The organism is Corynebacterium confusum, assembly GCF_030408715.1.
Lineage (GTDB): Bacteria > Actinomycetota > Actinomycetes > Mycobacteriales > Mycobacteriaceae > Corynebacterium > Corynebacterium confusum.
In genome coordinates, this window is sequence record NZ_CP047202.1 from 663,349 (window position 1) to 689,980 (window position 26,632).

Below are 26,632 nucleotides of genomic sequence, written 5' to 3' on the forward strand. Positions count from 1 at the left end.
CCGTCAGCCGCTGCTCCAGGGCGGGTCCCAGGTGATGTGGCCGTGTCTTCGGTTGACCCTGCCGTGTCTGGGGTAGGCGGGGTCGTCATCGTTCCATGAATTGTGGAACTCGCACAGTAGTGTCAGGTTCTCCTGGTTGGTCTCACCGCCGTCGGCCCAGGGGTGGATGTGGTGGACCTGGCACTCGTCGGCTGGTTTCCTACAGTTCGGCCACGCGCAGGTGGTGGTCTCGGCTTTGGCCATGTCCTTCTGCTTGGGTGAGGCGTGGCGCTGGTAGCGGTACTGGTTGACCGGGCCGCGCCTAGGGTCCACCAGCGTGGCCAGGCCCGCGTCCAACAAACATTGGCGGACGTAGTCGGCCCCGGTCATGGTGGTGCCGTTGGTTAGCTGCAGGGTGATCTCATCCCCATCACCGGCAAGGATTCTCGCCCAGTCGGGCAGTGGGATGACCACGTGGGTGGCCTTCGGCTGCTTCTCCAGGCCTCCACTGAACAAGGCCTCGACATCCGGGATGGTTTTAATTGAGGCCCAGAGGTTTTCCACCAGTTCCGGGTCCCCGGTGACAGAAAAAGTACTCGGTCCATCCTTGCGGCGGGTCACGCGCACGCCCTCGGCGGGTGGGGCCGGGCGGTTAAGTTCCAGGACTTTCTGGTTGGCTAGGCGTCTTAGCTGTGTGGTGGTGCCGGGGGTGTTGCACAGTTCGATGAGCATGGCCCACGCGTGGCCTTTGTGGCGCACCCGGCGGAAGGCACTATCGAGCACCAGCAGGGTGTCGAGGTGGTGTCCCTGGGTGGCGGCCGCTTTCCTCGCGGCGGCCTGCTTGCGGGTAAAGGACGTGTGCCCGAAGAAGGTTTGGCAGGCACGGTGGTGCGCGGCCGCGGCAACATCCGACATGACAGCCTTCAAGGCAGGCAGGCTCAGCTGGCGGCACAGGCCCAAATACTGGATCCCGTCCGCGAAGATAGAGTGTGCTGCTTTCAATGTGTCCATGGCTGTCGTTGCTGTCATGACCCACACGCTAGAAGCACCCGTCAACCCCTACAAGGCCCGAAAACCCGATCTGTGGATAACTCGGAGCACAGTAGCCATCCTGCGCGAGCACCGGAAGAGAAGAAAACGCCGGTTTTCTCCGCGCCACCTGCCCAAAGGTCGAAAAACGAAGCAACGTACCCAAGTAGCCATAGGTAGGCCAAATGAGGCACAGTTAGCCACAAAAATGGCCCCCGCACGCGGCGGGGGCTGTGGATAGCTTAGGCCTCCGCGCGGAGGCCCGCGACGTTTCCGATGATGAAGACAGCCGGCGGCTGAATCTTTTCCTCTTCGACCACTGCGCCCAAGGAGGACAGCTCGGTGCGCACCACGCGCTGGCCGGACATGGTGCCCTCCTGGATGGCGGCGACGGGGGTGTCGGCGGGGAGGGAGGCATCGATGAGCGCGGAGGCAATCGCGCCGGCGTTGCGTACGCCCATGATGACCGCCAGGGTGGCCCCGGAGCGGGCGAGCGCCTCCCAATCGACCAGGGAGCGCTCGTGCCCGGGCGGCAGGTGCCCGGAGACCACCGTCATGGCATGCACCATCCCGCGCTGCGTCACGGGGATGCCCACGGCCCCGGGCACGGCGACGGCGCTGGTGACCCCGGGGATGACCTCGCAGCTTAAGCCGGCGGCGGCCAACGCCTGGACCTCCTCGAAGCCGCGGCCGAAGACGAAGGGATCCCCGCCCTTGAGCCGGGCGACGCGGCGGCCGGAACGGGCGTGGGAGATCAGCATCTCGTTGATCTCGTCCTGCGACGTCTGGCGCTTGTACGGCAGCTTGGAGACGTCGATGAGCTCCTTGCTGGCGATATCGCAGAGCTTATCCAGCTGCGCGGTCGGGCCGAGGTGGTCGGCCAGGATGACGTCGGCGGCCTGGAGGGCGTGCATGCCGCGCACGGTGATGAGGTCCCAGGCGCCGGGGCCGCCCCCGATGAGCTGGACGGGATGAACAACAGTGTTTCCGGTCATGATGTCGAAATAGTATAACCGGCGCTACTAAGGTGGGAAACCATGGAGAGCACACAGTGGACACCGGAGCAGGTGCGCTTTTTCGACATTGCGCACGAAGGGGCGCAATTACGCGCGCTCGCCGGCCAGGCGGCGGGCCTGAATGAATATCTGGCCGGCCTGCGCCCACGCTCGGTCGTGGTGCTGGCCACCGACCAGGTCGCCGCGGCGGCCGCCCGCGCGCTCGCCCAGGCGCACCAGCCCCAGGCTGCCTGCCCGGTGGTCGTCGCCCGCGCGCTGCCGGCCTACGTCGGCGCCCTCGACATCGTCGTGACGGTGGGGGAGGCAGCGGACTGCGAGTGGGCATCGCGGGCCATGCTCACTGCCCAGCAGCGCGGCGCCGCCACGGTCTTTGCCGGCCCGCCCGGACCCCTGGCCGACGACGTCGCTGACGATGCCTTCTTATTCACAGCCCTGCCCAACGTCACCGGCCCCGCCCCGGCCCGCGCTGCGGGCGCAGTCTGGCTGGCCCTGGGCGGCGACCCGCAGGCCCTAAACGCGGCCGCCGCTGCCGTCGATGCCGAACTGGCCGCCTGCGCACCCGATCGCAGCGCGGATACCAACCCGGCCCGGCAGCTGGCCGCCTTCGCTGCGCAGGCCGGTCGCAGCGGGCTGATGCACTCGGCGCCGGCGGGGGAGACGGTGGGTGAGGCGGTGGCATCGGTAGTCGCGGCGCTCTGGGCCACCTGCGGGCTGTCCGGGACCGTTGTCGAGGCCGCTCAGCTGCCGCAGGCCCTAGACGGCGGCGGCACACAGGCGCCTGACGATATCTTCTACGATCCCTTTATAGATGGTGCGCTAACCTGGAGGGTGATTTTCTGGGGGCAGGAGGAGGCGAACCTGCCCCATAGCCTGGCTGTCAACGCCGCGGAGGGAAGCGAATTCTCCCGCGCGCTGCAGCTTTTCACGCGCGCCTATGCCGCGACCGCCTTTGATGAATGAGGAAAAGGACTCATAAACCGCATGAAGTTGCTCGATAGTTCCGTGCGTAACTATTCGTGGGGATCCAAGACCATGATCCCGCAGCTCTTAGGCCAGCCGGCGGGGGACAACCCCGTGGCCGAGCTCTGGTTCGGCGCCCACCCGGCCGCCCCGGCGACGCTGGACGGCACGCGCCTCGACGAGGTCATCGCCGGCGACCCGGAGACCCACCTGGGCCAGCGCGTGCGCCGCGACCACGGCGACCGCCTGCCCTTCCTGCTGAAGCTGCTGGCCGCCGGGGAGGTCCTCTCGCTGCAGGCGCACCCGTCCAAGGCCCAGGCCGAGGAGGGCTTCGCCCGGGAAAACGCCCAGGGCGTGGCCCTGGACTCGTCCCAGCGCAACTACAAGGACGACAACCACAAGCCGGAGCTCATCGTCGCCCTGACGGAGTTTTATGCCATGGCGGGCTTTAGGCCGCTGGCGCGCACGCGCGAGCTTTTCGCCGCGCTGGATTGCCCCAGCCTGGAGCGCTACCTGTCCATGCTGGACGACGATCCCGCGGCCGAGGGCGCCAGCCTGCGCGCGCTGTTTACTACCTGGATCACCATCCCGGCGGGCGTGCGCAAGGAGCTCATCGCGGACATCGTGACGGCGGGCGAGCGGCTGGTTGCCGCCCCGGCCCCGGGCACCCCGGAGTGGATCGTGCGTGACGTGCGCACCGTGCTGGGGATTAACGAGCAGTACCCCGGCGACATCGGCGTGCTGGGCGCGCTGCTGCTCAACCACATTGTGCTGCAGCCCGGCGAGGCCGTCTTCCTAGCGGCCGGCCAGCTGCACGCCTACGTCCACGGCCTCGGCGTGGAGCTGATGGCTAACTCGGACAACGTGCTGCGCGGCGGGCTCACCCCGAAGTATGTCGACGTGCCCGAGCTGGTCAAGGTGCTGGATTTCCAGGCCGCCGCCGACCCGCAGGTCCACCCGGGGAACGCGAGCCCGGCCGCCGGCTGCGAGGTCTTCGACTACCCGGTGCCCATCGATGAGTTCTCCCTGCGCCGCTACGCTCTCGATGCCGGCGCGCAGGCCACCGTCGAATTGGGCGGGCCGGCCATCGTGCTGTGCACCCGCGGCGACGGCGCCACCGCCGGGGAGCTCAACCTCACCCCAGGCCGCGGCGCCTGGGCCCCAGCAGCCGATGGCCGCGTCCGCCTGGCAGCCGGCGATGGCCCGGCGGAATTCTTCGTCGCCAGCGTCTAGGCGCCCGGCGGCTTAAGCGCCGCCGCGCCTAGTCGTTGCCCTGGCCCGCGGTTTCCTCCGTGGGTTCGGGCGCGTTTTGCACCTCTGCGCGCTCTTTTTCGGCCGGCGGGGCCTGCTGGTGCGGCGGCTCGGGCAGCAGATCGGGGATCTGGCTCTCCGGGTGTTCGTTGTTCTCCTCGGTCGGCAGGCCCGGCACGGTCGGGGACGGCTGCGGCTGGTTCGGGCTGCTCGGCTGCGGCTCGTTCGACGTCGACGGCTCCTCGCTGGTGTCCGGGCGAGTGGTCGGCGCGGGCTGGTCCGGCTGCGTCGGCTGGCCCGAATCCTGCGTGCCTTGCTGGCCCTGCTGGCTCTGCTGACCTTGCTGGTTCTGCTGGCCTTGGGACGCGGAGAGATTGTCGGGACGGTAGTACGTCGTCGGCGCGGCGGGCGCGGTCTGGGCGTCCACCACGGAGTTGGGAGCCAGGAACGGATCGTTGGCCTGCGGGGCGGAGTACTTGGCGTCCTCGCGGGAGCCGCGCTGATTGTTCTCGCCGTCCTTGGCCTCGTCCCGATTGTGTTTATCGGAAGGCGCGGTGCTGGACGTGGAGCTCGACGAGGTGGTCGCCTTCTCCGCGGAGCTGGTTAGCTGCTTGTTGGCCACCGGCGTGGCATTATCGTCCATGGAGGAGGACTTGGGCGCACCGAGGTGCCAGACGCTCACCCCGACGCCGGCGGCCACGAGCAGGCCGACGACGACGAAGATGACGACGCGGCGCGTATCCGTATTCACCGTGCGGTCCCCTTCCGTGGTAACAAGTCGGTAACAACAGTACCATGCACCTTAACGTCTGATACCCGACTTCCGCTAGTGCGGGAGCCAAATTCACCTTGCGAAGGAGATCACAGTGAGCACCTGGGACGAAGAGATTTTCACCCGCGACAGCAACACCGATTTTCTCGATGAGCTGTCTGCCCTCGAAGAAGAGGAGGTCGTAGAAGCCGTGCGGGACGCCGTTGTCCTCGCCGCCGATTCCGCCCAGCCCACCGACGAGGAGCTTGCCAACGGCCTAGCCGCCGCCACCATCGCCGCCATCTGGTCCGGCGCGCCGTTCAGCGCCGGCGACGTTGTGGCCGAGTACCCGTTCATCCGCTCGCTGGCCGGCAGCTCCGACGAGCAGCTCAACGAAAAGGCCGCGGAACTGCTGGAAAACGCCGAGCCGGACGAGGCGGACGACGCCGACATCGAGCCCTTCCTCGAGGCCCTGGCTTAAAGGAGAGGGTGACGCACTGCTGTGATTATTGCCATAGAGGGCATCGATGGCGCGGGCAAGAACACGTTGGTTGCCCGCCTGCGCGAGGCCATCAGCCGGGAGATCCACACGCTGGCCTTCCCGCGCTATGCCGACTCCATTCACGCCCAGCTGGCCCAGGACGCGCTGTACGGCCGCATGGGGGATATGACGGACTCGGCCTACGCGATGGCCACGATGTTCGCCCTGGACCGCTGGGGCGCCAAGGAACAGCTGCTGGCGGCCCACCGCGCGCCGGAGGTGTGGGTGCTGGACCGCTACGTGGCATCGAATGCGGCGTATTCGGCCGCGCGCTTGCAGGATGAGGCGGTGGCCGACTGGGTCTACCACCTGGAGTTCGAACGCCTAGGCCTGCCGAAGCCGCACCTGCAGGTATTCCTGGACACCGACGTCGAGCTGGCCGGGGCCCGCGCCCAGGGCCGCGCGGCTGACGATGCCACCCGGGCCCGCGACGCTTACGAAAAGGACACTGGTCTCCAAGCGCGCACCGCCGCGGTCTACCGCGCGCTGGCTGAACGCGAGTGGGCGGGGCCTTGGATAGCTACAGCCGATAGCGATATGATTATTCAAGCTGTACGACAACTGGTAGGGGAGAAGTAGTGGCACCGACAATTCTGGTGGTCGATGACGACCCGGCGATCTCGGAGATGTTGACCATCGTCTTGGAGTCTGAGGGCATGGAGCCCATCGCCGTGACCGACGGCAACGACGCGGTGCCCATGTTCCAACGCCACGACCCGGAACTGATCCTGCTGGATCTGATGCTACCGGGCATGAACGGCGTGGACATCTGCCGCAGTATCCGCCAGATCTCCTCGGTACCGATTGTCATGCTGACCGCCAAGACGGACACCGTCGACGTCGTGCTGGGCCTGGAATCCGGCGCGGACGACTACATCACCAAGCCGTTCAAGCCGAAGGAGCTGGTGGCCCGCATCCGTGCCCGCCTGCGCCGCACGGACACCGCGACCACGGAGATGATCGAGGTCGGAGACCTGGTCATCGACGTGCCCGAGCACACCGTCACCCGCCGCAACGCGGACGGGACCTCCCGCGAGCTGAACCTGACGCCGCTGGAATTCGACCTGCTGGTGGAGATGGCCCGCCGCCCGGGCCAGGTGCACACCCGCGAGGAGCTGCTGGAGAAGGTCTGGGGCTACCGGCACGCCTCCGATACCCGCCTGGTCAACGTGCACGTCCAGCGCCTGCGCGCCAAGATTGAGCACGACCCGGAGGATCCGCAGATCGTGCTGACCGTGCGCGGCGTGGGCTACAAGGCCGGCAAGCCGGCTGGCGCCGAATAAGCCGGGGAGTAGCTGCCATCCTGGACCGCTTCAGACAATTCCGCGACTCTGCCATCCAGTGGTGGCGCACCTCGCTGCAGGTGCGCGTCATCGGCCTGATCTTTATGGCCGCCACCGTGGTGATGGTCATTTTGACCTACGCGCTGGTCTCCGTGCTGACCTCCCGCCTGGTGGATCAGAAGCAGGACGTCGCCTTGCAGGAGCTGGAGCGCGCCCGGATCGCGGTGGAACAACAGATCGCGGCCACCGGCACGGCCAACTCGGTGCAGGTGCGCATTAACTCCGCGCGCGCCTCCCTGACGCAGCTGGGCTCCCAGAGCGGCGAGACGCAGGCCTCCTACGAGCCGGTGATCGTGGTCAACGGCTCCGACGGCTCGGTGACCACCTCGCCGGAGGGTTATCGCATCCCGACGGAGCTGCGCAACGGCGTCTCCCACGACCAGGTCATGGTCCAGTATGCGCCCATCAACCACGGGGATGGCACCAAGTACAACGCGATGATCGTCGGCACGCCCACCGAGTCCGACATCCCGGACACCCAGGTCTACCTGGTGATGAGCATGGAGTCGGAGGAATCCACGCTGGCGCTGATGCGCGGCCTGCTCTCGGCGGCCGCGGTGGTGGTCATCGTGCTGCTGGTGGGCATCGCCTGGCTGGCGACCCAGCAGGTGATTACGCCCATCCGCTCCGCCTCGCGGATTGCCCAGCGCCTAGCGGCCGGGCACCTGCGTGAGCGCATGGCCGTCGAGGGCGAGGACGAGATGGGCAGCCTGGCCCAGTCCTTCAACGACATGGCCGACAAGCTGTCCAAGCAGATTACGCAGCTGGAGGAGTACGGCGATCTGCAGCGGCAGTTCACCTCCGACGTCTCGCACGAGCTGCGCACCCCGTTGACCACGGTGCGCATGGCCGCGGACATGATTGCGGCGAACGCGGACAGCCTGGATATCTCCACCCGCCGCGCCAGCGAGCTGATGAGCCGCGAGCTCGACCGCTTCGAGGAGCTGCTGGCCGACCTGCTGGAGATTTCGCGCCACGACGCCGGCGTGGCCGACCTGTCCACCAACGAGCTGGACCTGCGCAACTGCGTGACCGCCGCCTTCGGGCAGATCGATCACCTAGCCGACGAGCTAGGGGTGGCAGTCAACCTGCACCTGCCGGACGAGGCCATCAGCTTCGAAGGCGACGACCGGCGCGTCCAGCGCATCCTGCGTAACCTGCTGGCCAACGCCATCGACCACTCGGAGGGCAACCCGGTGGACGTGCACCTGGGTGCCAACGACACGGCCGTGGCCGTGACCGTCACCGACCAAGGCGTGGGCCTGAAGGAGGGCCAGGAGGAGCTGGTCTTCAACCGCTTCTGGCGCGCGGATTCCTCCCGCAAGCGCCACTCGGGCGGGACCGGCCTGGGCCTGGCGATCGCCCGCGAGGACGCGGTGCTGCACAGCGGTACGCTGGACGCGACGGGCATCTTCGGCCGCGGGTCCTGCTTCCGCCTGATCCTGCCGCGCGTGCCCGGCAAGGCCGTGGAGGAGGCCCCGCTGGACCTGTACGTGCCGGAGCCCAAGGTACTAGCACAGCCGCAGGGCCTGGCAGAGCCGCAGGGGCGGAAGAGCCCGAAGCCGCTAGCGGCCCCGCAGGACCCGAATGACCCGAAGGGAGGCCAGCCGTGATGCACAAAACCCACCGGCGCTCGGCCCGCGCCGTCGTCGCCGTGCTGGCCGCAACGTCGCTGGCGCTTAGTGCGTGCTCGACGCTGCCGCAAAACTCCAGCCCTAAGGTGCTGCATTCCTTCGAGCCGGCCGCCACCCCGGAGCCGTCCATGGGCCCGCGCGCCGGGGAGGAGCCGGACCTTCTGCTGCGTGACTTCTACGCGGCCTCCGCGCTGCCGGCCGGGGACTATTCCGCCGCGCGCTCGTTTATGACGGAGGAGGCGGCCGGGGACTGGGACCCGGACCAGCAGGTGCTCATCGTGGACTCACTGGACATCATCACCGACGCCGAGGCCGACTCCACGGAGGGCGGCCGCAGCTTCAACGTGCGCGGCTCGGTCATCGGCACGCTCTCGGAGGGCGGGTCCTATTCCTCCGAAAACGGCGACTTCGAGGCGCAGATCCACATGACCCAGGTGGACGGCGAGTGGCGGATTTCGGACCTGCCGCAGGTCGTGGTCATCGAGCGCACGGAGTTGCGCAACCGCTACCAGCCGCACTCCCTGTTCTTCTACGAGCACACCGGCCAGGCGCTGGAAAGCGACCGCCGCTGGCTGTCCACGGGCCAGGAGTCGTTGGACACCGAGCTCATCACGCTGCTGCTGCAGGGCCCGGCCGAGGAGCTGGCGCCGGCGACGATGTCGGTGGTGCCGCGGGTGGCCAACTTCGGCGGCATCGAGGACGGCGTCTACCACTTCACCGGCATGTCGGACATGAGCCAGGAGGACCGCACCCGGTTCGCTGCCGAGCTGGTCTGGACCCTGTCCACGGCCGGCATCCCGGGGCCCTACCAGGTCGTGGCGGACGATGCCCCCTTGGTCGAAGGCCTCGACGAACTGACCACCGACGACTTCGCGGACTACAACCCGAAGGCGGACACGAACGCCGCCACCTCGCTGTACGCGGTGACCAACGGCAACGTGGTGCGCCTGACCGGCAACGAGACGCAGCCGCTGAACAACCCGGCGGCGAACGCCGGCAACGTGGAGTCGGCGGAGATCTCGGCGGAGGAGACGTTCGCGGCCGTGCGCAAGAAGGGCGCGGACAAGACCCAGCTGGTGCTGGGCACCCTCGATGGGGACGTGGCCGAGTCCCTGGAAGGCGAGAGCATCACCCGGCCCACCTTTGGCGGTACCGGCCGGGGCGCGTGGGTCGCGGTCGACGGCAAGAAGATCTACCGCGTGGTGCGCTCGACTACCGGCGAGGTCACCGAGCAGCCGATCAACGCGGACGCGCTGGATCACATCGAGGGCGAGATCTCGGTCATGCGCCTGTCGTCGACGGGCGCGCGGGTGGCCTTCATCATCGGCGGCGCGGTCTACTCCGGCGTGGTGGCGCAGGAGACCGACGGCGACTACCGGATCGTCAACGTGCGCGAGCTCGCCACGGAGCTGGACCGCAACGCGCTGTCGCTGGATTGGCAGCCGGACGGTTCGCTGGTGGTGGGCACGTCGTCGACGGAAACGCCGATCTGGCGCATCGAGCAGGACGGGTCCTCGCTGACCACCCTGCCCAGCGGCAATATCACCGCCCCGGTGGTCTCCGTGGCGGCCTCACCGGCAACCGTCTACCTGACCGACGCCAACGCTCTGCTGCAGCTGCCGGCCGGCGAGTCCGACTCCGTGTTCTGGCGCGAGGTCCCCGGACTCCAGGGCGTGCGCGCGGCCCCCATCGTGGGCAACTAGGCGGCGCGCAATGGGGGTCTGGCAACAGGTCGGGGAGCTGTTGGTCCCGCGCGCCTGCGCCGGGTGCAAGGCCCCGGGGCAGGTGCTGTGCGCGGCCTGCCGGGAGCACCTGCGCACCCCGCCGCACCGCGTCACCCGCCGCACGCTGCTGGATCCGCCCATCTTTGCGCTGGGGCCGTATTCGGAGATCCGGCGCAACCTCATCATCCAGATGAAGGAGTACCACAACCAGGCGGTGCGCCCGTACGCCGGTGCGGTCATCGCCGCCGGGCTGGAGCAGCTGGTGGCCCAGGGCGTGCTGCCGCCGCGGCTGGCGGTGGTGCCGGCGCCGACGCGGGCATCGTCAGCGCGGGCCCGGGGCGGGGACCCGGTGCTGCATATGTGCCAGCACGCGGCCCGCCTGCTTGGCGATGCCCTGCCGCTGACCGTGGTCAACTGCACGCGCCTGCGCCGCGGCGTGGCCGACCAGTCGCGGCTGAACGCGGACCTGCGGTGGGCGAATATGCGCGATGCCGTGGCTGTCGATGCCGACCCGCGGCTGGTGGGCCGGGCCACCGTCGTGGTCGACGACGTGGTGACCACCGGCGCCACGCTCATCAACACCGCCGACAAGCTGCGCGCGGCCGGCGCGCTGGTGCGGGCGGGCCTGGTACTGGCGGACGCCTAGAGGGGGATCGACGTGGGGGTAAACAGAAATGTAATTCCAACCTTTGGTGGGGAATGGTTATGACCACTGGTATGATGAGGGGTGTCACAGGTTGAGGTTTTAGCCTCCGGATTCACACGGTTTCCGCCGGTGGATAACCGGGGCGGGGATCTCAGCAGGACGATTCCAATAGTCCCCCGGGGGCGCCGGGTTTGCGCGCCCCCAGCCAAATCTAGGGAGGCAAGTCAATGACCGAGCCACAGGCCACCAACGCACAGGTAACCATCACGGGACGCAACGTGGAGGTGCCGGAGCACTTCCAGGAGCGTGTCACCGGCAAGCTGGCCAAGATCGAGCGGCTGGATCCGACGCTGACCTTCTTCCACGTCGAGCTGCAGCACGAGCCGAACCCGCGCCGTGACTCCCAGTCGGACCGCATCCAGATCACCGCCACCGGTAAGGGGCACATCGCCCGTGCGGAGGCTAAGGAGGACTCCTTCTACGCCGCGCTGGAGACCGCCCTGGCCAAGATGGAGCGCTCCCTGCGCAAGGTGAAGGTCCGTCGCGAGAACGTCAAGTCCGGCCACCGCGCCAAGAAGGGCACCGGCGAGATCGCTGCGGAGATGGTCGCCGAGGCCGAGGCCGAGCGCAACGCTGCTCCGGCGAAGGAAGATCGCTACGTTGATCCGTACGCAGACTCCATCGAGGAGCAGCGCCCGGGCCAGATCGTGCGTACCAAGGAGCACCCGGCCAACCCGATGGCTGTGGATGACGCGCTCAGCGAGATGGAGCTGGTGGGCCACGATTTCTACCTGTTCATCAACTCCGAAACCCAGCAGCCGGCGGTCGTCTACCGCCGCCACGCCTTCGACTACGGTCTTATCACCCTGACTGAAGACGCCGAGGGTGCGCAGGCTAACAACTAGCTAGCCCTTCCTGCGCCCAGCTGCCCGCCCGCCGGGTGCTGGGCGCTTTTTCGTGTCTTTTTGGGCCAGGGCGGAGATAGTGAGACCGCCTCTGGTGGGTACAATGGCACGGAGTTAACTAGTTTACGTGTCGCGACAAAGAAGGAAACTACTACGTGTTAGGACTTTCGAAGCTGCTGCGTGCCGGCGAAGGGCGCACCGTCAAGCGCTTGGAAAAGATGGCCGACCGGGTAATCGCCCTGGAAGATGAGTACGCCGCCCTCAGCGACGACGAGCTCAAGGCCAAGACTGACGAATTTAAGCAGCGCCTCGCCGACGGCGAGGAACTCAACGACATCCTGCTGGAGGCCTTCGCCACCGTCCGCGAGGCGGCCTGGCGCGTGCTGCAGCAGAAGCACTTCCGCGTCCAGCTGATGGGCGGCGCGGCCCTGCACTTCGGCAACGTCGCCGAGATGAAAACCGGTGAGGGCAAGACCCTGACCTCGCTGCTGCCGGCCTACCTCAACGCCCTCGAGGGTAAGGGCGTGCACATCGTCACGGTCAACGACTACCTGGCCAAGCGTGACGCGGAGATGATGGGCCGTGTCCACCGCTGGTTGGGCCTGTCCGTCGGCGTCATCCTCTCCGAGATGCGTCCGCCGGCGCGCAAGGAAGCCTACGCCTGCGACATCACCTACGGCACCAACAACGAGCTGGGCTTCGACTACCTGCGCGACAACATGGTGCGCAGCCTGAACGACATCGTCCAGCGCGGCCACAACTTCTGCATCGTGGACGAGGTGGACTCCATCCTCATCGACGAGGCCCGTACCCCGCTTATCATCTCCGGCCCGGTGGACGGCTCCTCCCAGTTCTACGGGGTCTTCGCGCAGCTGGCCCCGCGCATGCGCGAGGGCATCCACTACGAGGTCGACCACAAAAAGCGCACCGTCGGCGTGCTGGAAGAAGGCGTGGAATACGTCGAGGACCAGCTGGGCATCGATAACCTTTATGCCCCGGAGCACTCGCAGCTGGTGTCCTACCTCAACAACGCGCTGAAGGCCAAGGAGCTGTTCACGCGCGACAAGGACTACATCGTGCGCAACGGTGAGGTCATGATCGTCGACTCCTTTACCGGCCGCGTGCTAGCGGGCCGCCGCTACAACGAGGGCATGCACCAGGCCATCGAGGCCAAGGAAAACGTCGAGATCAAGAACGAGAACCAGACGCTTGCCACGGTCACGCTGCAGAACTACTTCCGTCTCTACGGCAAGATCTCCGGCATGACCGGTACCGCCGAGACCGAGGCCGCCGAGCTGCACTCCATCTACGGCCTCGACGTGGTGCCGATCCCGACTAACAAGCCGAACCAGCGCCAGGACCACTCCGACCGCATCTACAAGACCCAGGAAGTCAAGTTCGCCGCGGTGGTCGACGACATCGCTGAGCACGTGCAGAACAAGCAGCCGGTGCTGGTGGGCACCACCTCCGTGGAGCGCTCCGAGTACCTGTCGCAGCTGCTGGACAAGCGCGGCATCGAGCACACCGTGCTCAACGCCAAGCACCACGAGGAAGAGGGCAACATCATCGCCCGCGCCGGCCGCCCAGGCCAGGTCACCGTCGCCACCAACATGGCCGGCCGCGGTACCGACATCGTGCTGGGCGGTAACCCCGAGGTCATCCTGGACATGAAGCTGCGCGAGCAGGGCCTGGATCCTTTCGAGGACGAGGAGAAGTACCAGGAGGCCTGGGATAACCACATCGAGGAGGAAAAGGAACGCTCCAAGCGCCTAGGCGACGAGGTGCGCGAGGCCGGCGGCCTCTACGTGGTCGGTACCGAGCGCCACGAGTCCCGCCGTATCGATAACCAGCTGCGTGGCCGTACCGGCCGCCAGGGCGACCCGGGCGAGACCCGCTTCTACCTGTCCATGCGCGACGAGCTGATGGTGCGGTTCGTGGGCCAGTCCATGGAGAACATGATGAACCGGCTGAACGTGCCGGACGATGTCCCGATCGAGGCCAAGATGGTCTCCAACTCCATCAAGGGCGCGCAGGCCCAGGTGGAAAACCAGAACTTCGAAATGCGCAAGAACGTCCTGAAGTACGACGAGGTGCTCAACGAGCAACGCAAGGTCGTCTACGGCGAGCGCTACAAGATCCTGGACGCCGGCGACATCAAGGACAACATCCGCTCCATGATCGACGACACGGTTTCGGACTACGTGGCCGCCGCCACAGCCGCCGGCTACGTCGAGGACTGGGACCTGGACAAGCTCTGGCAGGCCCTGGACTCGCTCTACGGCCCGTCGGTGAGCGCCGAGGAGCTGGTGGACGGCTCCGAGCACGGCTCGCCGGGCGAGCTGAGCGCGGAGCAGCTGCGCGACGCCCTGACCGATGACGCCCAGCACCAGTACGACGAGCTGGAGGAGAAGATCTCGGCCATCGGCGGCGAGAAGCAGATGCGCAACACCGAGCGCATGGTTATCCTGCCGATCATCGACCAGAAGTGGCGCGAGCACCTCTACGAGATGGACTACCTGAAGGAGGGCATTGGCCTGCGTGCGATGGCGCAGCGCGACCCGCTGGTCGAGTACCAGAAGGAGGGCGGTGACATGTTCCGGGCCATGAACGAAGGCATCAAGGAAGAGACGGTCCGCCAGCTGTTCCTGCTGCGCAAGCAGTTCGCGACCGAGGAAGAAAACGCCGAGTCCGGCTCCGCGTCTGAGGCGTAGAGGAGCCTCAACCCGCTAGGAAAGCAGGTTTCCCATGGTGGCAGTTACCTTGACCTGGGCGCTGTTTAGCGTCCTGGTAGTAGCTGCCGCCATTTTTTCTGTCTGGCGGGCCCGCGCCGGAGAGGCGGTCGCCGCCGGTTTCGTCGGGGGCGTCGGCGCCTGGCTAGTGAGCCTGGGTTGGGGCAACCACGCCCACTACGCCGCGTGGCAGATTGCCGTGGCAGCCATCGCCATGGTGGCGCTGACCGCCGCGGTGGCCTGGCGCGTTCCCCGCACCGGCGCCGGCGCGCTGGGGGCGGTGACGGGTCCGACGCTGGGCTTTAGCTTCGCCTGGTCCGTGCAGGCGGGGCTCAGCGACTCGACCGGCCTGTGGCCGGTCGGCCTCATGCTGCTCAACACCGGTCTGGTGGTGGGCTTGGGCGTGGTCGTCGGCCTCGTGTTCTGGGCCCTCCGTCGCGCGGAGCACGGGAATTCTACGTCGTCGGCCGGCTTGAGGTAGGCTTAAGTCCTTGATAGGTACCTACTAATCGACTGGAGTTTTTATGCGAACGCCGCGCCGCCGAAGCCGTCTGGCTTCCCTGTCGGCTTTGGTGACCGCAGCGTTGCTGGGCGCGCCGACGGGGGCGAGCGCCGCGCCGACGGAAAACTACCGCGCCGATAGCTACGAATCCCGCACCGCGCTCAGCGGTGGTCAGGAAACGGTAGGCGAGTGGCTCGAGCGCGTCGAAGCCGCCCAAGACCAGGCAGGCCAGGCAGAAGGCGGTGCCGCAGCGCGGTCGGCCGAGGACGCCGCCGCGCCGGACGCGACCGGAACCAAAAACGACAACGGCGCCGCTAGTAGTACTGCTAGCGATGCCGACGCCGGGGTGCCCGTGTGGGGCATCGGCGCCGCGCTGGGTGGGATCCTGGCGGCGGTGGGGGCATCGGCGGCCGCGTGGTCGTCCGTCGACTGGACCCAGGTCCTGATGTTTTTGGGCTCGCTCTAGGCTAGAGGAGCCGAAAGGATACGAGCCGGTGCTGCTCGTAGGAGCCGGTGAACGCGTGCTGCGTGACGCCGATGGTGGCGGTGCCGTAAAACTCCCCGTTGGCGTGTGCGTGCACGGCGACCAGATCGTGGCGCGCCGGCAGGCTGAAGCCGCGGGTGCGCAGCCAGGCGGACAGGTGGTTGGCCAGCCGCGGCGGGAAGCGATCGGAGCGCACGTGGCTGAGGGGGCGGCGTCCGGCGGCGGTCTCAATGACCTGGCGGATAAGTGTCTGGGCGCGCTCCTTGACCTCCTCATCCATGGGCGTGGGCTGCCGGTCGTAGGAGATGGGGTCGGCTGGCACGTACAGCTGCAGGTGGGCGAATCCGGGAATGGGGGCGTACATAGGCCGTATTCTGGCACGCCCCGGAGCGGTGCGCAGGGCGAGGCTCCGAAGCTGTGAGCTTGCTGAAAGGGGTGGAGGCGCGCGAATTGCCTCTTCGCTATAATTTGCGGGGTTAGAGGGAAATAAGACCCGAAGCGAAAAAAGAAAGAGAACTCATGCGTGGTTTGATTGTGGACTACGTCGGCGTGCTCGACGGCACCGACGAAGACGTGAAGCGCTGGCGCAACCTCCTGGCCGCAGCCAAGGCCCAGGGCGTGGCGACGGCCATCCTGTCCAACGATCCGGGCGGCCCTGGCGCCGAGGCAATTCGGGAGTGGGAGTACCGCGGCATCGTGGACGCAGTCATGCTCTCCGGCGAGATCGGGGCGGAAAAGCCGGAGCTCGCGGCCTTCCAGGCGGCGGCCGACGCCCTCGACCTTCCGGTCAACGACTGCGTTTTCGTGGACGACAACATCGTCAACGTCAAGGCGTCGGTGGAGTTCGGCCTGCTGGGCATGCTGTACACGGTCTTCGACCGCACCAGCATTGAGATCCAGGCCGTTTTCGACATCGAGGGCGAGTTCTAAGATGGCTGATTGTCGCGTCTTCCTGCCGGCCACCTTTGCCATGCTCACGGAGCTGAAGGAGACCGGCCAGCTGCACGCCCGCTCGGGCTGGGGATTCATGGTCACCGACGCCCTGCGTGAGTTCTACACCGCCGGCGACGAAGAAGAAATCGCCTACTCGGCCTTCCTGGAGGCCTCCATGGCGTCGCTGCGGCTGCTGGCCATCGGCGACGAGGAGCACTTCCCGCACCGGCGCGTGGTCATGTCCGTGGACGTGCCCGCCGAGGCGGTCACCCCGCAGCCGGAGATGGGCGAGCCCGTGGTGAAGCTGGAGCCGGCGCTGATTAGCACCGAGCAGCTGGCTGCCATCCACGTGGACATCGCGGAGTCGGAGGCGGCGACCGCCAAGGCCATCGAGGCCATCGACACCGCGGACCTGGGGGACGAGGATGCGGAATTGGCCGTCGGCGACGCCCTCGATAATTTCATGGCCTTCTACGACCCGAGCGAGCTGCCCTTCCTGGTGGAGCTGCTCTAGTTTTCCCAGTCGACGTTGGTGCGCAGCGCGGCCAGCAGCTTGCGTACCGCGGCCGCGCGCCGAGCCGAGGCCGAACCCGGGGGGATGAGTGCGGGATCGTCGAGCCCGCACTCGGGATCGGCCGGGGGACCGGCGTGCGTGCACCCGCGCGGGCAGGACTCGGTGGCTTCGGCCAGGTCCTCGAAGACGCCTAAGACGGTGTCGGCATCGACGTGCGCGAGCCCGAAGGAGCGGATGCCGGGGGTGTCGATGATCCAGCCGTTATCGCCGGGCAGCGGCAGCGCGACGGACTGGGTGGAGGTGTGCCGGCCCTTGCCCACTGCGGAGACCTCGCCGGTTTCCCGGTCGGCGTCGGGCACTAGCCGGTTGACCAGCGTGGACTTGCCCACCCCGGAGTGGCCGATGAGCGCGGTGATGTGCCCGGAGATGGCGTCGCTGACCCGATCCAGGCCGTCGTCGACGCCGGCGTAGACCACGCTGATGTCCAGGTCGGCGAATTCCGCGGCGAAGGGGGCCGGGTCGGCCAGGTCCGTTTTGGTCAGGCACAGGATGGGGTGGATATTGCCCACGAAGGCGGCCACCAGGGCGCGCTCGACGAAGCCGGAGCGCGGCGGCGGATCGGCCACCGCGGTGACAATCAGCATCTGGTTGGCGTTGGCGACCACGATCCGCTCGTAGGGGTCGGTGTCGTCGGCGGTGCGGCGCAGCACGGAGGTGCGCTCGGCGAGCTTGACGATGCGCGCGAGCGTGTCCTTACGGCCCGAGGTGTCCCCCACGACGCCGACGCGGTCGCCGACCTCGATGGCGGTGCGGCCTAGCTCGCGGGCGCGCATACAGGTGACCACGGGGCCGTCTTCTAAGGCCACGCCCCAGCGGCCGCGGTCCTTGGTGATGACCATGCCGAACTTGGCGTCCTTGTGCTTGGGGCGGTCCTTGGTGCGCGGCCGCGAGCCCTTGCCGGGGCGGACGTGGACGTCGGACTCGTCGTAGTGGCGCCTAGGCATGCGCGCTGCCTTCGGAGACCATGGTCTCCCAGAGCTCGGCAAAGCCAGGGAGGGTCTTCGCGGTGGTCGCAATGTCCTCGACCTCGATGCCCTCGACGGCCAGGCCCAGGATGGCGCCGGCTGTGGCCATGCGGTGGTCGGCGTAGGTGTGCCAGCGGCCCGCGTGCAGGGGCGCCGGGGTGATTTCCAGCCCGTCGGGCAGCTCGCGGACGTTGCCGCCCAGGCCGTTGAGCTCCGTGGCTAGGGCGCTGAGCCGGTCGGTCTCGTGGCCGCGCAGGTGGGCGATGCCGGTCAGCCGGGAGGGGCTATCGGCCAGCGCGCAGAGCGCGGCCACGGTGGGGGTCAGCTCGCCGAGGGCGGACATGTCGTAGTCGATGCCGCGCAGGCGGGCGCCTGGGGAACCCACGACGGTGACCTGCCCGTGGGCCTGCTCGACGGTGACGGACATGCGGAAGAGCACGTCACGGATGAGATCCCCGGCCTGGGTGGTCACGGCCGGCCAGTCGCGCACGGTCACGCGCCCGCCGGCCACCGCCGCGGCGGCCAAAAACGGCGTGGCGTTGGAGAGATCCGGCTCGATGCTCCACTCGCGGCCGTTGATGGGGCCGGGGTGTACGGTCCAGGTGTCCCCGTCCTCGTCGACGGTCACGCCGGCCTCGCGCAGCATGGCCAGGGTCATCTCGATGTGCGGGCGGGAGGGGATGGCGCCGCCGACGTGGTGGACGGTGATTCCGTTTGTAAAGCGCGGGGCGGCCAGCAGGAGGCCGGAGACGAACTGGGAGGACTGGGAGGCGTCGATGGTGACCTCACCGCCGGCGGGCGTGTGCTCGGTGGAGATGCTAAAGGGCAGGGAGTCGTCGGCGGTCTCGACGGTGACGCCCAGGTCGCGCAGGGCACCCAGGATGGCGCCCATAGGGCGCACGCGGGCCTGCTCGTCGCCGTCGAAGGCGACCGGCTCGCCGGCCAGGGCCGCCACGGGCGGCAAGAAGCGCATCAGGGTGCCGGCCAGGCCGCAGTCGATGCGCCCGCCGTGGAGCTTGCCCGGGGTCACGTGGATCTCCGGGCCGGTGGTGGCGTCCTTGACCTCGATCTCGGTGCCGAGCTCGCGCAGGGCGGCAATCATCAGCTCGGTGTCGCGGGCGATGAGTGCCTGGGTGATGACGGAGGGGGCATCGGCAAGCGCGGCCAAGACCAGGGCCCGGTTGGTCATGGACTTGGACCCGGGTACGCGCTGCTCCCAACGCAGGGAGCCGGTGGGATGCGGGGCTAACCAAAAATCTGCCATATAGGCCATAATAGAGGTTCATGTGTGGTCGTTTTGTCTTGTTCAGCGAGTCGTTGCTCGATTCCGTCGGTGCGCTGGCCGGAATCGAGGAAGTCTCTGCGCCCGCCGGCCTGCCGGGGCCGCGGTACAACATCGCGCCGACCCAGAAGGTTCCCGTGGTGCGCATCCAGGAGGTCTACGCGCAGGTGGATCCGGGGCGCTGGGCCCTGCTGCCGCACTGGAAGAAGGACTTGGACGGCCCGCCGCTGTTTAACGCCCGCGCGGAGACGGTGCAGAAGAAGCCGTCGTTTCGAGACGCCTTCGCCGGCCGGGCTGGCTCCGGGCGCTGCCTTATCCCCATGGACGGCTACTACGAGTGGCACGACGACGGCAGCGGCAAGATGCCCTACTACGTGCGGCTGGGCGAAGGGCAGATGATGTGGGCGGCCGGCCTGTGGGCCACGGGGCTGGACCAGCTCTCGGCGACCATCGTGACCACCGCGGCCACCGAGGAGATGGCCTGGCTGCACGACCGCCTGCCGCGCTTTTTGGCGCCCAGGGAAATCCGGCAGTGGGTAGAAGGCACCCCGGAGGAGGCCGCGGAGCTTTTGCACCCCAGCCCGGTCACCGGGTGGCAGGTGGACCAGGCGGCAAAGGAAGTGGGCAATATCCGCAACGATTACCCGGAACTTCTGCCCCAAGGGGCCGGGGCCTAGGATGGTTAAGGCAGAAAGCTCATTTAAAGGAGTACGTTAATGGCGAAAGACCGGTCCGCCTCGTTCGAGGAACAGGCCATGCCGCTTCTGGATCAGCTCTACGGGGGAGCGATGCGCATGACGCGCAACCCGCAGGACGCCGAGGACCTGATCCAGGAGACCTACCTGAAGGCGTATAAGAACTTCGATTCCTTCAAGCAGGGCACCAACCTGAAGGCGTGGCTGTACCGGATCATGACCAACACGTACATCAACTCTTATCGCAAGGCGCAGCGCCGCCCCACGCAGTCCTCGGCGGACGAGCTGACCGACTTCCAGCTGTACACGACCTCCGGGCACGACTCGACGGGCTTGGAGTCCGCGGAGGTCGCCGCGCTCAAGGCCATGCCGGATACCACGATTTCGGAGGCCATGAACGACCTGCCGGAGGACTACCGCATGGTGGTCTACTACTCCGACGTGGTGGGGCTGGCCTACAAGGAAGTCGCGGAAGTGATGGATATCCCCCTGGGCACGGTGATGTCGCGGCTGCACCGGGGAAGAAAACTGCTGCGAAAAGCGTTGAAGGATGTAGCACGTGAGCAAGGCATCGGGCTAAACCACCCAGATATGGAGGCAGACAAGTGAGCAACTGCAACCACCGCGGGGCTTGTAACTGCTCTTCGCAGGAGATAGAGGCACTGCTGTGCCAGCTGCTGGACGAGTCGCTGAGTCCGCAGCAGCGCGCGGCCGTTCAGGCGCGCATCGCCGAGTGCAACGTGTGCATGGAGCGCCTGGAGACCGAACAGATCGTGCGCCGGCTGGTGCGCACCTGCGACAAGGCCACCCACGCCCCGGAGACCCTGCGCCAGCGGATCACCGTCCAGATCCGCTCCATCCGCTACCAGTAAATAACAAAGCCTCCCCGCGCCGGCGCTGTCCGTGTCCCGGTGAGCCGGCGGGGGAGACCAAGATACAACAAGCCCGCCGCGACGGGGTCTAACGCTTCGAGGCGTTATCCCCGCTGCGGCGGGCTCGGTGTTTTTAGCTGTGATTATGCGTTAGGACGCTTGCCGCGGTTAGCGGACTTCTTCCGGCGATCCTTACGCTTACGGCCACGCTTGCTCATGGTGGTACTCCTTTGCAGAGAGCGGTTAGATGAACTGGTAATAACTGTAGCGGCAGGCAACGCCGGGGGCGAAATTGCCCTACTTTAGGCGGAGACGCGGGCGCGTCCGCGGCCACGGTTGCGGCGGCGCTTCAGGGCGCGGCGCTCCTCCTCGGACAGGCCGCCCCACACGCCGGCGTCCTGGCCGGACTCCAGGGCCCACTTCAGGCACTGGGAGGAAACGGGGCAGCGGTTGCAGACCAGCTTGGCCTTGGCGATCTGGGTGAGGGCGGGGCCGGAGTTACCGACCGGGAAGAACAGCTCGGGGTCCTCGTCGCGGCAAATTGCTTCGTGGCGCCAATCCATGATTGATGTCTCCTAACAAAATTTCGACAGCGTTTAACACCGGTACTTGGAACCGAATTCGGGAGCAACCAAAAAATGGCGCACCGAAAATCAGAGCCAAGCCCTAATGTCATGGGGTTTGCGTGCCAGGACCGGTCTGCAACGCGGGGTGTCTGGTCTCGAGGTCAGTCTTCCGCTTGCCGCCATGGTTTACCTGGCGTTCACTCTGCGTTGGCGCAGAGTTTGGAGCTGGTTAAGCAGCTCGTCTTTTTGCTACCTGAAGATAATGACACGTTTACAAAGACTTCGCTAGGGTTAAAGGCTAGATTGTGGCCAACATCACCGAATTATATGTCGGTGGCTTGGGGAGCTTCTGCCGAATTTCAGGCAGCTGACAGGTAGCGAAAACGCGCTGGCCTGCGCGGACAGTGTTTGTCTGCTAAATACCTAAGGTATGTCTAGGTCAAATCCGGATCGGCCGACCACACCCGAGCGCGGTGGACTGTGGGTTGGAAATCTCCCTAGCCAACGCGGTTAACATTACGGCGGGCGAAGGCTCTTTTAAGTGCCGGGCGGCGACGGTGAGTGGAGTCGTGGGGGCGGGAAAACGTAGACTAAGCGCCGTGAGCTCTAAGAAATCGACATCCGCTGCTTCTGGCGCCCGCAACTCGGCCGGCCGCGCCGGTGGGCTGGGTGCCCCGGCCACGGTCCGCCTGGGGGCCGGGATCGGCATCGTTCAGTCCATCGCCGTCATCATCTTCGGCATCTTTTTGATCGTGCACGAAGTCACCCACCCGGAAAACCCGTCGCTGGTCTCCGAGGCCGCCGCGACCGACTACCTGGGCCTGGGCACCGCCATCTTCATCTTCATAGTCTTCGGCTTCGTCATCGTGAGCGCTATCGCCATGACCCGCGGCCGCAAGTGGGGCCGCGGTGCGGTGCTGCTGGTGCAGTTCATCCTGGCCGCCAGCTCCTTCCAGATGTTTTCCGGCGGGGCCATCGCCCTGGGCATCGCCACGCTGGTCTCCGCGCTGGCGGGCATCTACCTGCTGATGGTCAACCCCATCTCGCAGGAATGGTTCCAGCAGAACTTTTAGGGCGGGCCTTAAAGGCCCGCGTCGCTAGGCTCGGGCAGCTAGGCCGGCGCGGCCTGCAGGGCCACCAGCTGCCCGCCGCGGGCCTCGACCAGGTTGGTGCCGGCGACTGCTAGGTGCACCGGGCCGCGGTAGGAGCCGCGGTCGACCGGTAGGGTCCGCTCCGTCTCGCCGGTCTTCCAGTCGTAGACGGCGATGCCCTCCGCGGTGGGCACCAGCAGGCGGTCGCCGATGGCAGCGCCGGTGCCGAGCGCGCCCTCGACAACGCGGGTGACCTTGAGCTCGTTGGGGCTGAAAAGGTACAGGCGGGTGCCGTCGAACCAGGTCATGTGGTGCGGCAGGTCCGCGGTCGCGGGCTGAAACAGCGTGGGGGACTCGCTCACCGCCGGCGAGGAGGGGACGGCCTGCCGGTGCGTGACGGTGCCGTCGTCGCTAAAGGAAATGAGCTCGGGATTGTCACCTTCCGCGTAGACGGTGGCCGCGGACTGGCCGACGGCGACCAGCCGGGCGGAGGCGGCCTCGACCTCGGCGGTGGCGTTAACGTCCGGCTCGCGGGAATCCTCCGGCTCCGTGGTCTGGAAGCGCAGGAAGTCCCGGTTGTTGGCTTGCGGGCAGGTCTCCGAGACGACCAGCAGCTCGGTTCGGGTCAGCGCCGAGTTGATGGTGCACTCCGGGTGCGGCTGCGTCTTGGCCTCCTGCGGGGCGGGAATCTCGCCGTATTCCACCGTGCGCACCATGTCGGAGCGCCACAGCTCGACGCGGTCGGTGGAGGCGGTGCCCACTCGGTCGTTGGAGCTGATCGGAACGGTCTCCTCCGAGCTCAGCGCGCTGCGGGTGCCCGAGTACTGGCCCGTGGTGGCATCGATAGCCACGGTGTCACCGCAGCCGACCGAGGTGCGGTAGGTGGCAACCACCTTGTCCCAGGCCGTAGCCAGGCTGCACAGCGGGGCATCGGTGCGGGTATAGGACCAGACCTCGTGGCCTTCGGCATCGACGGCGCGGACGGCGTCCCCATCGGCGGCGATGATCAGCCCGTTGGTGGCGATGGGCTGGACCCCGGCCGAGTTCCGCGGGGCAGCCCCGTTGGCCAGCTCGAAGGCAGGCGTCACCTGCGCGGGGATCTCCGCTAACGTGGCGGGCAGTTCCGGCACTGCCTCGTCGGCCGGCTGCAGGTCCGCGGCCCTTAAAGAGCTGGAAAAATAGGCGCCGACCACCGCGACGACGCAGACCACCGCGATAACCGCCGTGAGCACCCAGTCGCGGCGGGAGGCGCGCAGCACCACCGCGCGGCTCATCGCTTCCGGCCCCGGCCGCGGGAATGAGTCCGCGGGCGGCGCGGGCGCCCAGAGCCGCGCTCGCGCCCGGGGCGCTTGCGATCCCCGCCCACCACGGCGCGGGCCGGACCGACCGACTCGCCGGCCTCGGCAGGAAAGTCCAGGGCCTCGGCCAGCTCCGGGGAGGTGCTAAACCAGGTGGGCAGGTCGTGCTGGCCGAGATCCAGCTCGGCATCGATAGTCTCCCACTTGGCCTGCTCGTCGTAGCCGACCAGGGTGATGGCGGTGCCGGTGTGGCCGGCGCGCCCGGTGCGGCCGATGCGGTGGACAAAGGTCTGCGGATCGTCCGGGACCTGGTAGTTGACGACGTGGGTGACGTCGTCGATATCGATGCCGCGCGCGGCCACGTCCGTGGCCACCAGCGTCGAGACCGCGCCGGAGCGGAAGGCTTCCAGGGAGCGCTCGCGGGCGGTCTGGCCCATGTCCCCGTGCACGGCGGCCACGGCGAAGCCGCGCTGGGCCAGGTCCTCGGCCACCTGGGCGGCCGAGCGCTTGGTGCGGGTAAAAATGATGGTCCGGCCGCGCCCGCGGGCCTGCAGCGCACGGGAGAGCACAGCGAGCTTGTCCATGCGGTGGGCCAGGAAGCTGATTTTCTTGGTCGAGGCGTGGGTCTGGTCGGCCTCGCCGGACTCGGCGCGGATGTGCACCGGCTTGTCCATGAAGCCGCGGGCCAACGACAAGATGGCCCCCGGCATGGTCGCCGAGAACAACATCGTCTGCTGCAGGCTGCCGGACACCGCGGCGGCGAGCTTTTCGATATCGGGCAAAAAGCCCAGGTCCAGCATCTCGTCTGCCTCGTCCAGGACCAGGATGGCCACCGCGTCCAAGCGCAGGTGGTGCTGGGAGTGCAGATCCAGCAGGCGGCCCGGGGTGCCGACCACGACGTCCGCGCCGCGTTCCAACTCGGCGATCTGCTCGGCATAGGGCCGCCCGCCGAAGACGGTGACCACGCGTAGCGGCAGGTTGGCCGCCGCCGCTCGCAGATCCTCGCCGACCTGCTGAGCCAACTCGCGGGTGGGGACTACGACCAGGGCGTGCGGGGTGCCGTCCCACTCTGGCAAGGCCGCGTCGTCGAAGACCCGGTCGAGCAGAGGGACCCCGAAGCCTAAGGTCTTGCCCATGCCGGTGCGCGCCTGGCCGATGATGTCGGCGCCCTTGAGCGCCAGCGGCAGCGTGAGCTCCTGGATGGCGAAGGTGTGGGTAATGCCCTGGGCGGCCAGGGCATCGCAGATCTCGGCGGCCACACCTAGGCGAGAAAACGTCGGGGTCGGCGGTACGGTGGAAGGCGTTTGCGAGTCAGACACACCTCGATACTAACCGTCACGGTTATAGTGGGGCCATTAGATTGTTTGGCTTCGCGCTCAAACAGCAGGAATTGGCGCACCGCGGTGCGCCGCAGACGAAGAAGACACAGAAAGGCGGATTATTCACCCCATGGATATCAAGTTTGGTTTCGCGGATACGGCCCGGGAACTGGTCATCAACGCCGAAGGCACCCAGGACGAGCTGGCCCAGCGCATCAACGCCGCCCTGGCGGACAACTCCACCCTGGAGCTGACCGATGAGAAGGGCCGCAAGTACCTGGTGCGCACCGACCGCGTCGTCTACGTCGAGATCGGCGCGGTTAAGCCGCACGCCGTCGGCTTCGCCGGCGCCTAGTTTTCCCACCGCTGCCCGGGGCCTTAGTCTCGGCCGCCCGCATTCGGCGCGCCGGCGGGCACCGGGTAACCTTAAGGGCCATGGAGAATTCGGAATTTCCACAACCCCGGCACCACCGCCGCGCCGAGCCGCGCGGTGAGAACGACCAGCGCAGCTGGGCCGGGGATTCCGGCCTGTCCGAAACCGCCCGCCATGGCGCCGCGGACAACCGCGGCGGCGCCGGCGGGGCGGTACAGCGCTTCGCCGCGGACTACGGCTGGTGGCGCGTGGTGGCCATCCCAGTCCTGGCGATCATCACCGTCTGGGTGCTAATCGACCTCTTTACCGGCCCTAGCGAGGAGGCCGGCTCCCCGCGCGCCCAGGAACAAGACAGCGCCACGGCCGGCCACGACGCCACGGCCGTAGGCCCCGACCCGGCGGATGCCGGCGACGTCCAAGGCGCTATCGACCAGCTGCCGCCGGGCGGCGAATTCACCCGCGCCGGCGAAAAGACCTACCGCGAGGTCGGCACGCCAGGCCTGGACGTCGGGGAGGGAGAGGTGCGCACCGTGCGCTACTCGGTGGAGATTGAAAACGGCATCGACACCTCCAGCTACGGCGGCGACGCCGCCTTCGCCAGCATGGTGGATGCCACCCTGTCCGACCCGCGCGGCTGGACCAACGACCCGGCCTTCAAGTTCGTCCACGTGGGCGCCGACGAAGACCCGGACACCCGCTTCCAGCTGACCTCCCTGGAGACCACCGCCGAGCTCTGCGGCGCGCAGCTGAGCATGGAGACCTCCTGCCACACCACGATCACCGGGGACTCGACCGTGGTGGTCAACGAGTCGCGCTGGGTGCGCGGCTCCCGCGCCTTCGAGGGCGATGTGGGCAACTACCGCCAGTACCTCATCAACCACGAATTCGGCCACGCCATCGGCTACGCCGAGCACCAGGCCTGCGGGGGCGAGGGCAAGATGGCGCCGGTGATGATGCAGCAGACCATCTCACTGAACAACAAGGCCCTGCACGCCGAGGCCCCGGACGAGGTCTACCCGGACGAGGACGTCACCTGCGAGCCGAACCCGTGGCCCTACCCGGTCCCGGGTGTCGAAGACCCCCACGACCCGGGCCACGGCAAGGGACGCCACGACTAAACACCGCTAAACACCTCAACCAAAGACGTAACCCCAACCCGAACCGAGTGAA

At 67.4% G+C, this 26,632-nt stretch carries 30 protein-coding genes; 20 read left to right on the forward strand and 10 right to left on the reverse strand.

The genetic code is table 11. From position 1 onward, the window contains the following. Positions 1-3: 3 nt before the first annotated feature. Positions 4-1,008: an HNH endonuclease signature motif containing protein gene (locus CCONF_RS03175; protein ID WP_290225131.1), complete on the reverse strand. Its 1,005-nt coding sequence runs from the start codon at positions 1,006-1,008 to the stop codon at positions 4-6. A 242-nt stretch (positions 1,009-1,250) separates the two neighbouring features. Then, positions 1,251-2,003 carry a uroporphyrinogen-III C-methyltransferase gene (gene cobA / locus CCONF_RS03180; protein ID WP_290225133.1) on the reverse strand — a complete coding sequence of 251 codons (753 nt, stop codon included), beginning with the start codon at positions 2,001-2,003 and terminating at the stop codon, positions 1,251-1,253. A 42-nt stretch (positions 2,004-2,045) separates the two neighbouring features. Here cobA and CCONF_RS03185 point away from each other — a divergent pair, with 42 nt between their 5' ends. Together CCONF_RS03185 and manA are read left to right on the forward strand one after the other, a co-directional pair. Then, positions 2,046-2,984, forward strand: coding sequence for a hypothetical protein (locus CCONF_RS03185; RefSeq protein WP_290225135.1), 939 nt, complete (start codon positions 2,046-2,048; stop codon positions 2,982-2,984). A 21-nt stretch (positions 2,985-3,005) separates the two neighbouring features. Beyond that, on the forward strand, positions 3,006-4,217 hold the full coding sequence (gene manA, locus CCONF_RS03190) for a mannose-6-phosphate isomerase, class I (RefSeq protein ID WP_290225136.1): 1,212 nt from the start codon (positions 3,006-3,008) through the stop codon (positions 4,215-4,217). Between the two features lie 28 nt (positions 4,218-4,245). Here manA and CCONF_RS03195 read toward each other — a convergent pair whose 3' ends face one another. Continuing rightward, the gene (locus CCONF_RS03195; RefSeq protein WP_290225138.1) at positions 4,246-4,986 is read right to left on the reverse strand and encodes a hypothetical protein; all 741 of its coding nucleotides are present in this window, start codon (positions 4,984-4,986) and stop codon (positions 4,246-4,248) included. Positions 4,987-5,101: 115 nt separating this feature from the next. Between CCONF_RS03195 and CCONF_RS03200 the strand changes: the two genes are divergently transcribed. The 10 genes from CCONF_RS03200 to CCONF_RS03245 all read left to right on the forward strand — a co-directional run bounded on the left by CCONF_RS03200 (position 5,102) and on the right by CCONF_RS03245 (position 15,476). After that, positions 5,102-5,467: a DUF4259 domain-containing protein gene (locus CCONF_RS03200; RefSeq protein ID WP_290225139.1), complete on the forward strand. Its 366-nt coding sequence runs from the start codon at positions 5,102-5,104 to the stop codon at positions 5,465-5,467. 21 nt (positions 5,468-5,488) lie between these two features. Further along, positions 5,489-6,106 (forward strand): dTMP kinase, encoded by a 618-nt coding sequence (locus CCONF_RS03205; protein ID WP_290225141.1) that lies wholly within the window; start codon positions 5,489-5,491, stop codon positions 6,104-6,106. Next, positions 6,106-6,810 (forward strand): MtrAB system response regulator MtrA, encoded by a 705-nt coding sequence (gene mtrA, locus CCONF_RS03210; protein WP_290225143.1) that lies wholly within the window; start codon positions 6,106-6,108, stop codon positions 6,808-6,810. The genes CCONF_RS03205 and mtrA overlap by 1 nt, the downstream gene beginning before the upstream one ends. Positions 6,811-6,914: 104 nt before the next feature. After that, entirely contained in the window at positions 6,915-8,483 is a 1,569-nt protein-coding gene (gene mtrB / locus CCONF_RS03215) for an MtrAB system histidine kinase MtrB (protein WP_435384095.1), read from the forward strand. Beyond that, positions 8,483-10,207, forward strand: coding sequence for an MtrAB system accessory lipoprotein LpqB (gene lpqB / locus CCONF_RS03220; RefSeq protein ID WP_290225146.1), 1,725 nt, complete (start codon positions 8,483-8,485; stop codon positions 10,205-10,207). The genes mtrB and lpqB overlap by 1 nt, the downstream gene beginning before the upstream one ends. 10 nt (positions 10,208-10,217) lie before the next feature. Further along, positions 10,218-10,874 carry a ComF family protein gene (locus CCONF_RS03225; RefSeq protein WP_290225147.1) on the forward strand — a complete coding sequence of 219 codons (657 nt, stop codon included), beginning with the start codon at positions 10,218-10,220 and terminating at the stop codon, positions 10,872-10,874. 227 nt (positions 10,875-11,101) lie between these two features. Then, a complete protein-coding gene (hpf, locus tag CCONF_RS03230) occupies positions 11,102-11,779 on the forward strand; it encodes a ribosome hibernation-promoting factor, HPF/YfiA family (protein WP_290225149.1) in 678 nt (225 codons plus the stop codon). A 155-nt stretch (positions 11,780-11,934) separates the two neighbouring features. Further along, the gene (gene secA, locus CCONF_RS03235) at positions 11,935-14,490 is read left to right on the forward strand and encodes a preprotein translocase subunit SecA (RefSeq protein ID WP_290225151.1); all 2,556 of its coding nucleotides are present in this window, start codon (positions 11,935-11,937) and stop codon (positions 14,488-14,490) included. Positions 14,491-14,524: 34 nt separating this feature from the next. After that, on the forward strand, positions 14,525-14,989 hold the full coding sequence (locus tag CCONF_RS03240; RefSeq protein WP_290225152.1) for a hypothetical protein: 465 nt from the start codon (positions 14,525-14,527) through the stop codon (positions 14,987-14,989). 91 nt (positions 14,990-15,080) lie between these two features. Beyond that, complete coding sequence (locus CCONF_RS03245; RefSeq protein WP_290225155.1) at positions 15,081-15,476, forward strand: hypothetical protein; 396 nt, start codon at positions 15,081-15,083, stop codon at positions 15,474-15,476. Between the two features lies 1 nt (position 15,477). Here the strand turns inward: CCONF_RS03245 and CCONF_RS03250 are convergent, their stop codons facing one another. Next, complete coding sequence (locus CCONF_RS03250; RefSeq protein ID WP_290225157.1) at positions 15,478-15,858, reverse strand: hypothetical protein; 381 nt, start codon at positions 15,856-15,858, stop codon at positions 15,478-15,480. Between the two features lie 155 nt (positions 15,859-16,013). Between CCONF_RS03250 and CCONF_RS03255 the strand changes: the two genes are divergently transcribed. Together CCONF_RS03255 and CCONF_RS03260 are read left to right on the forward strand one after the other, a co-directional pair. After that, positions 16,014-16,424, forward strand: a complete 411-nt coding sequence (locus CCONF_RS03255; protein ID WP_070769713.1) for an HAD-IA family hydrolase — start codon at positions 16,014-16,016, stop codon at positions 16,422-16,424. A gap of 1 nt (position 16,425) precedes the next feature. Then, entirely contained in the window at positions 16,426-16,941 is a 516-nt protein-coding gene (locus CCONF_RS03260; protein WP_290225162.1) for a DUF6912 family protein, read from the forward strand. Here the strand turns inward: CCONF_RS03260 and rsgA are convergent. After that, on the reverse strand, positions 16,938-17,945 hold the full coding sequence (gene rsgA, locus CCONF_RS03265; RefSeq protein WP_290225164.1) for a ribosome small subunit-dependent GTPase A: 1,008 nt from the start codon (positions 17,943-17,945) through the stop codon (positions 16,938-16,940). The genes CCONF_RS03260 and rsgA overlap by 4 nt on opposite strands. Continuing rightward, positions 17,938-19,230: a 3-phosphoshikimate 1-carboxyvinyltransferase gene (gene aroA, locus CCONF_RS03270; protein WP_290225166.1), complete on the reverse strand. Its 1,293-nt coding sequence runs from the start codon at positions 19,228-19,230 to the stop codon at positions 17,938-17,940. Before aroA ends, rsgA begins: the two co-directional genes overlap by 8 nt. Positions 19,231-19,250: 20 nt before the next feature. Here aroA and CCONF_RS03275 point away from each other — a divergent pair, with 20 nt between their 5' ends. From CCONF_RS03275 to CCONF_RS03285, 3 genes are read left to right on the forward strand one after another with little or no spacing between them, the layout of a single operon-like run. Then, a complete protein-coding gene (locus tag CCONF_RS03275; RefSeq protein WP_290225167.1) occupies positions 19,251-19,925 on the forward strand; it encodes an SOS response-associated peptidase in 675 nt (224 codons plus the stop codon). Positions 19,926-19,964: 39 nt separating this feature from the next. Further along, positions 19,965-20,552, forward strand: a complete 588-nt coding sequence (locus CCONF_RS03280) for a sigma-70 family RNA polymerase sigma factor (RefSeq protein WP_290225170.1) — start codon at positions 19,965-19,967, stop codon at positions 20,550-20,552. Next, positions 20,549-20,815, forward strand: coding sequence for an anti-sigma factor (locus CCONF_RS03285; protein WP_290225173.1), 267 nt, complete (start codon positions 20,549-20,551; stop codon positions 20,813-20,815). The genes CCONF_RS03280 and CCONF_RS03285 overlap by 4 nt, the downstream gene beginning before the upstream one ends. A 143-nt stretch (positions 20,816-20,958) precedes the next feature. Here the strand turns inward: CCONF_RS03285 and CCONF_RS11545 are convergent, their stop codons facing one another. Next, on the reverse strand, positions 20,959-21,033 hold the full coding sequence (locus CCONF_RS11545) for a 50S ribosomal protein bL37 (protein ID WP_100227335.1): 75 nt from the start codon (positions 21,031-21,033) through the stop codon (positions 20,959-20,961). Positions 21,034-21,117: 84 nt separating this feature from the next. After that, positions 21,118-21,378: a WhiB family transcriptional regulator gene (locus CCONF_RS03290; protein WP_070769720.1), complete on the reverse strand. Its 261-nt coding sequence runs from the start codon at positions 21,376-21,378 to the stop codon at positions 21,118-21,120. A 602-nt stretch (positions 21,379-21,980) separates the two neighbouring features. On the opposite strand from CCONF_RS03290, the gene CCONF_RS03295 reads away from it, so the two are divergent. Further along, positions 21,981-22,454: a hypothetical protein gene (locus CCONF_RS03295; RefSeq protein ID WP_290225177.1), complete on the forward strand. Its 474-nt coding sequence runs from the start codon at positions 21,981-21,983 to the stop codon at positions 22,452-22,454. A 38-nt stretch (positions 22,455-22,492) separates the two neighbouring features. Here the strand turns inward: CCONF_RS03295 and CCONF_RS03300 are convergent, their stop codons facing one another. Beyond that, positions 22,493-23,746 carry an Rv3212 family protein gene (locus CCONF_RS03300; RefSeq protein WP_290225179.1) on the reverse strand — a complete coding sequence of 418 codons (1,254 nt, stop codon included), beginning with the start codon at positions 23,744-23,746 and terminating at the stop codon, positions 22,493-22,495. Then, positions 23,743-25,089, reverse strand: coding sequence for a DEAD/DEAH box helicase (locus CCONF_RS03305; RefSeq protein WP_290225181.1), 1,347 nt, complete (start codon positions 25,087-25,089; stop codon positions 23,743-23,745). Before CCONF_RS03305 ends, CCONF_RS03300 begins: the two co-directional genes overlap by 4 nt. 130 nt (positions 25,090-25,219) lie before the next feature. Here CCONF_RS03305 and CCONF_RS03310 point away from each other — a divergent pair, with 130 nt between their 5' ends. Together CCONF_RS03310 and CCONF_RS03315 are read left to right on the forward strand one after the other, a co-directional pair. Beyond that, a complete protein-coding gene (locus tag CCONF_RS03310; protein ID WP_290225184.1) occupies positions 25,220-25,444 on the forward strand; it encodes a DUF3107 domain-containing protein in 225 nt (74 codons plus the stop codon). Positions 25,445-25,524: 80 nt separating this feature from the next. Then, positions 25,525-26,580, forward strand: coding sequence for a DUF3152 domain-containing protein (locus CCONF_RS03315; protein ID WP_290225186.1), 1,056 nt, complete (start codon positions 25,525-25,527; stop codon positions 26,578-26,580). The last annotated feature ends 52 nt before the right edge of the window (positions 26,581-26,632 follow it).

Coding starts and splice junctions, on each gene's coding strand:
- CCONF_RS03175 (WP_290225131.1), bottom strand. CDS start 1,008: ATGACAGCAACGACAGCCATGGACACATTGAAAGCAGCACACTCTATC.
- cobA (WP_290225133.1), bottom strand. CDS start 2,003: ATGACCGGAAACACTGTTGTTCATCCCGTCCAGCTCATCGGGGGCGGC.
- CCONF_RS03185 (WP_290225135.1), top strand. CDS start 2,046: ATGGAGAGCACACAGTGGACACCGGAGCAGGTGCGCTTTTTCGACATT.
- manA (WP_290225136.1), top strand. CDS start 3,006: ATGAAGTTGCTCGATAGTTCCGTGCGTAACTATTCGTGGGGATCCAAG.
- mtrB (WP_435384095.1), top strand. CDS start 6,915: ATGGCCGCCACCGTGGTGATGGTCATTTTGACCTACGCGCTGGTCTCC.
- lpqB (WP_290225146.1), top strand. CDS start 8,483: ATGCACAAAACCCACCGGCGCTCGGCCCGCGCCGTCGTCGCCGTGCTG.
- CCONF_RS03225 (WP_290225147.1), top strand. CDS start 10,218: ATGGGGGTCTGGCAACAGGTCGGGGAGCTGTTGGTCCCGCGCGCCTGC.
- hpf (WP_290225149.1), top strand. CDS start 11,102: ATGACCGAGCCACAGGCCACCAACGCACAGGTAACCATCACGGGACGC.
- CCONF_RS03240 (WP_290225152.1), top strand. CDS start 14,525: ATGGTGGCAGTTACCTTGACCTGGGCGCTGTTTAGCGTCCTGGTAGTA.
- CCONF_RS03250 (WP_290225157.1), bottom strand. CDS start 15,858: ATGTACGCCCCCATTCCCGGATTCGCCCACCTGCAGCTGTACGTGCCA.
- CCONF_RS03255 (WP_070769713.1), top strand. CDS start 16,014: ATGCGTGGTTTGATTGTGGACTACGTCGGCGTGCTCGACGGCACCGAC.
- CCONF_RS03260 (WP_290225162.1), top strand. CDS start 16,426: ATGGCTGATTGTCGCGTCTTCCTGCCGGCCACCTTTGCCATGCTCACG.
- rsgA (WP_290225164.1), bottom strand. CDS start 17,945: ATGCCTAGGCGCCACTACGACGAGTCCGACGTCCACGTCCGCCCCGGC.
- aroA (WP_290225166.1), bottom strand. CDS start 19,230: ATGGCAGATTTTTGGTTAGCCCCGCATCCCACCGGCTCCCTGCGTTGG.
- CCONF_RS03275 (WP_290225167.1), top strand. CDS start 19,251: ATGTGTGGTCGTTTTGTCTTGTTCAGCGAGTCGTTGCTCGATTCCGTC.
- CCONF_RS03280 (WP_290225170.1), top strand. CDS start 19,965: ATGGCGAAAGACCGGTCCGCCTCGTTCGAGGAACAGGCCATGCCGCTT.
- CCONF_RS03290 (WP_070769720.1), bottom strand. CDS start 21,378: ATGGATTGGCGCCACGAAGCAATTTGCCGCGACGAGGACCCCGAGCTG.
- CCONF_RS03300 (WP_290225179.1), bottom strand. CDS start 23,746: ATGAGCCGCGCGGTGGTGCTGCGCGCCTCCCGCCGCGACTGGGTGCTC.
- CCONF_RS03310 (WP_290225184.1), top strand. CDS start 25,220: ATGGATATCAAGTTTGGTTTCGCGGATACGGCCCGGGAACTGGTCATC.
- CCONF_RS03315 (WP_290225186.1), top strand. CDS start 25,525: ATGGAGAATTCGGAATTTCCACAACCCCGGCACCACCGCCGCGCCGAG.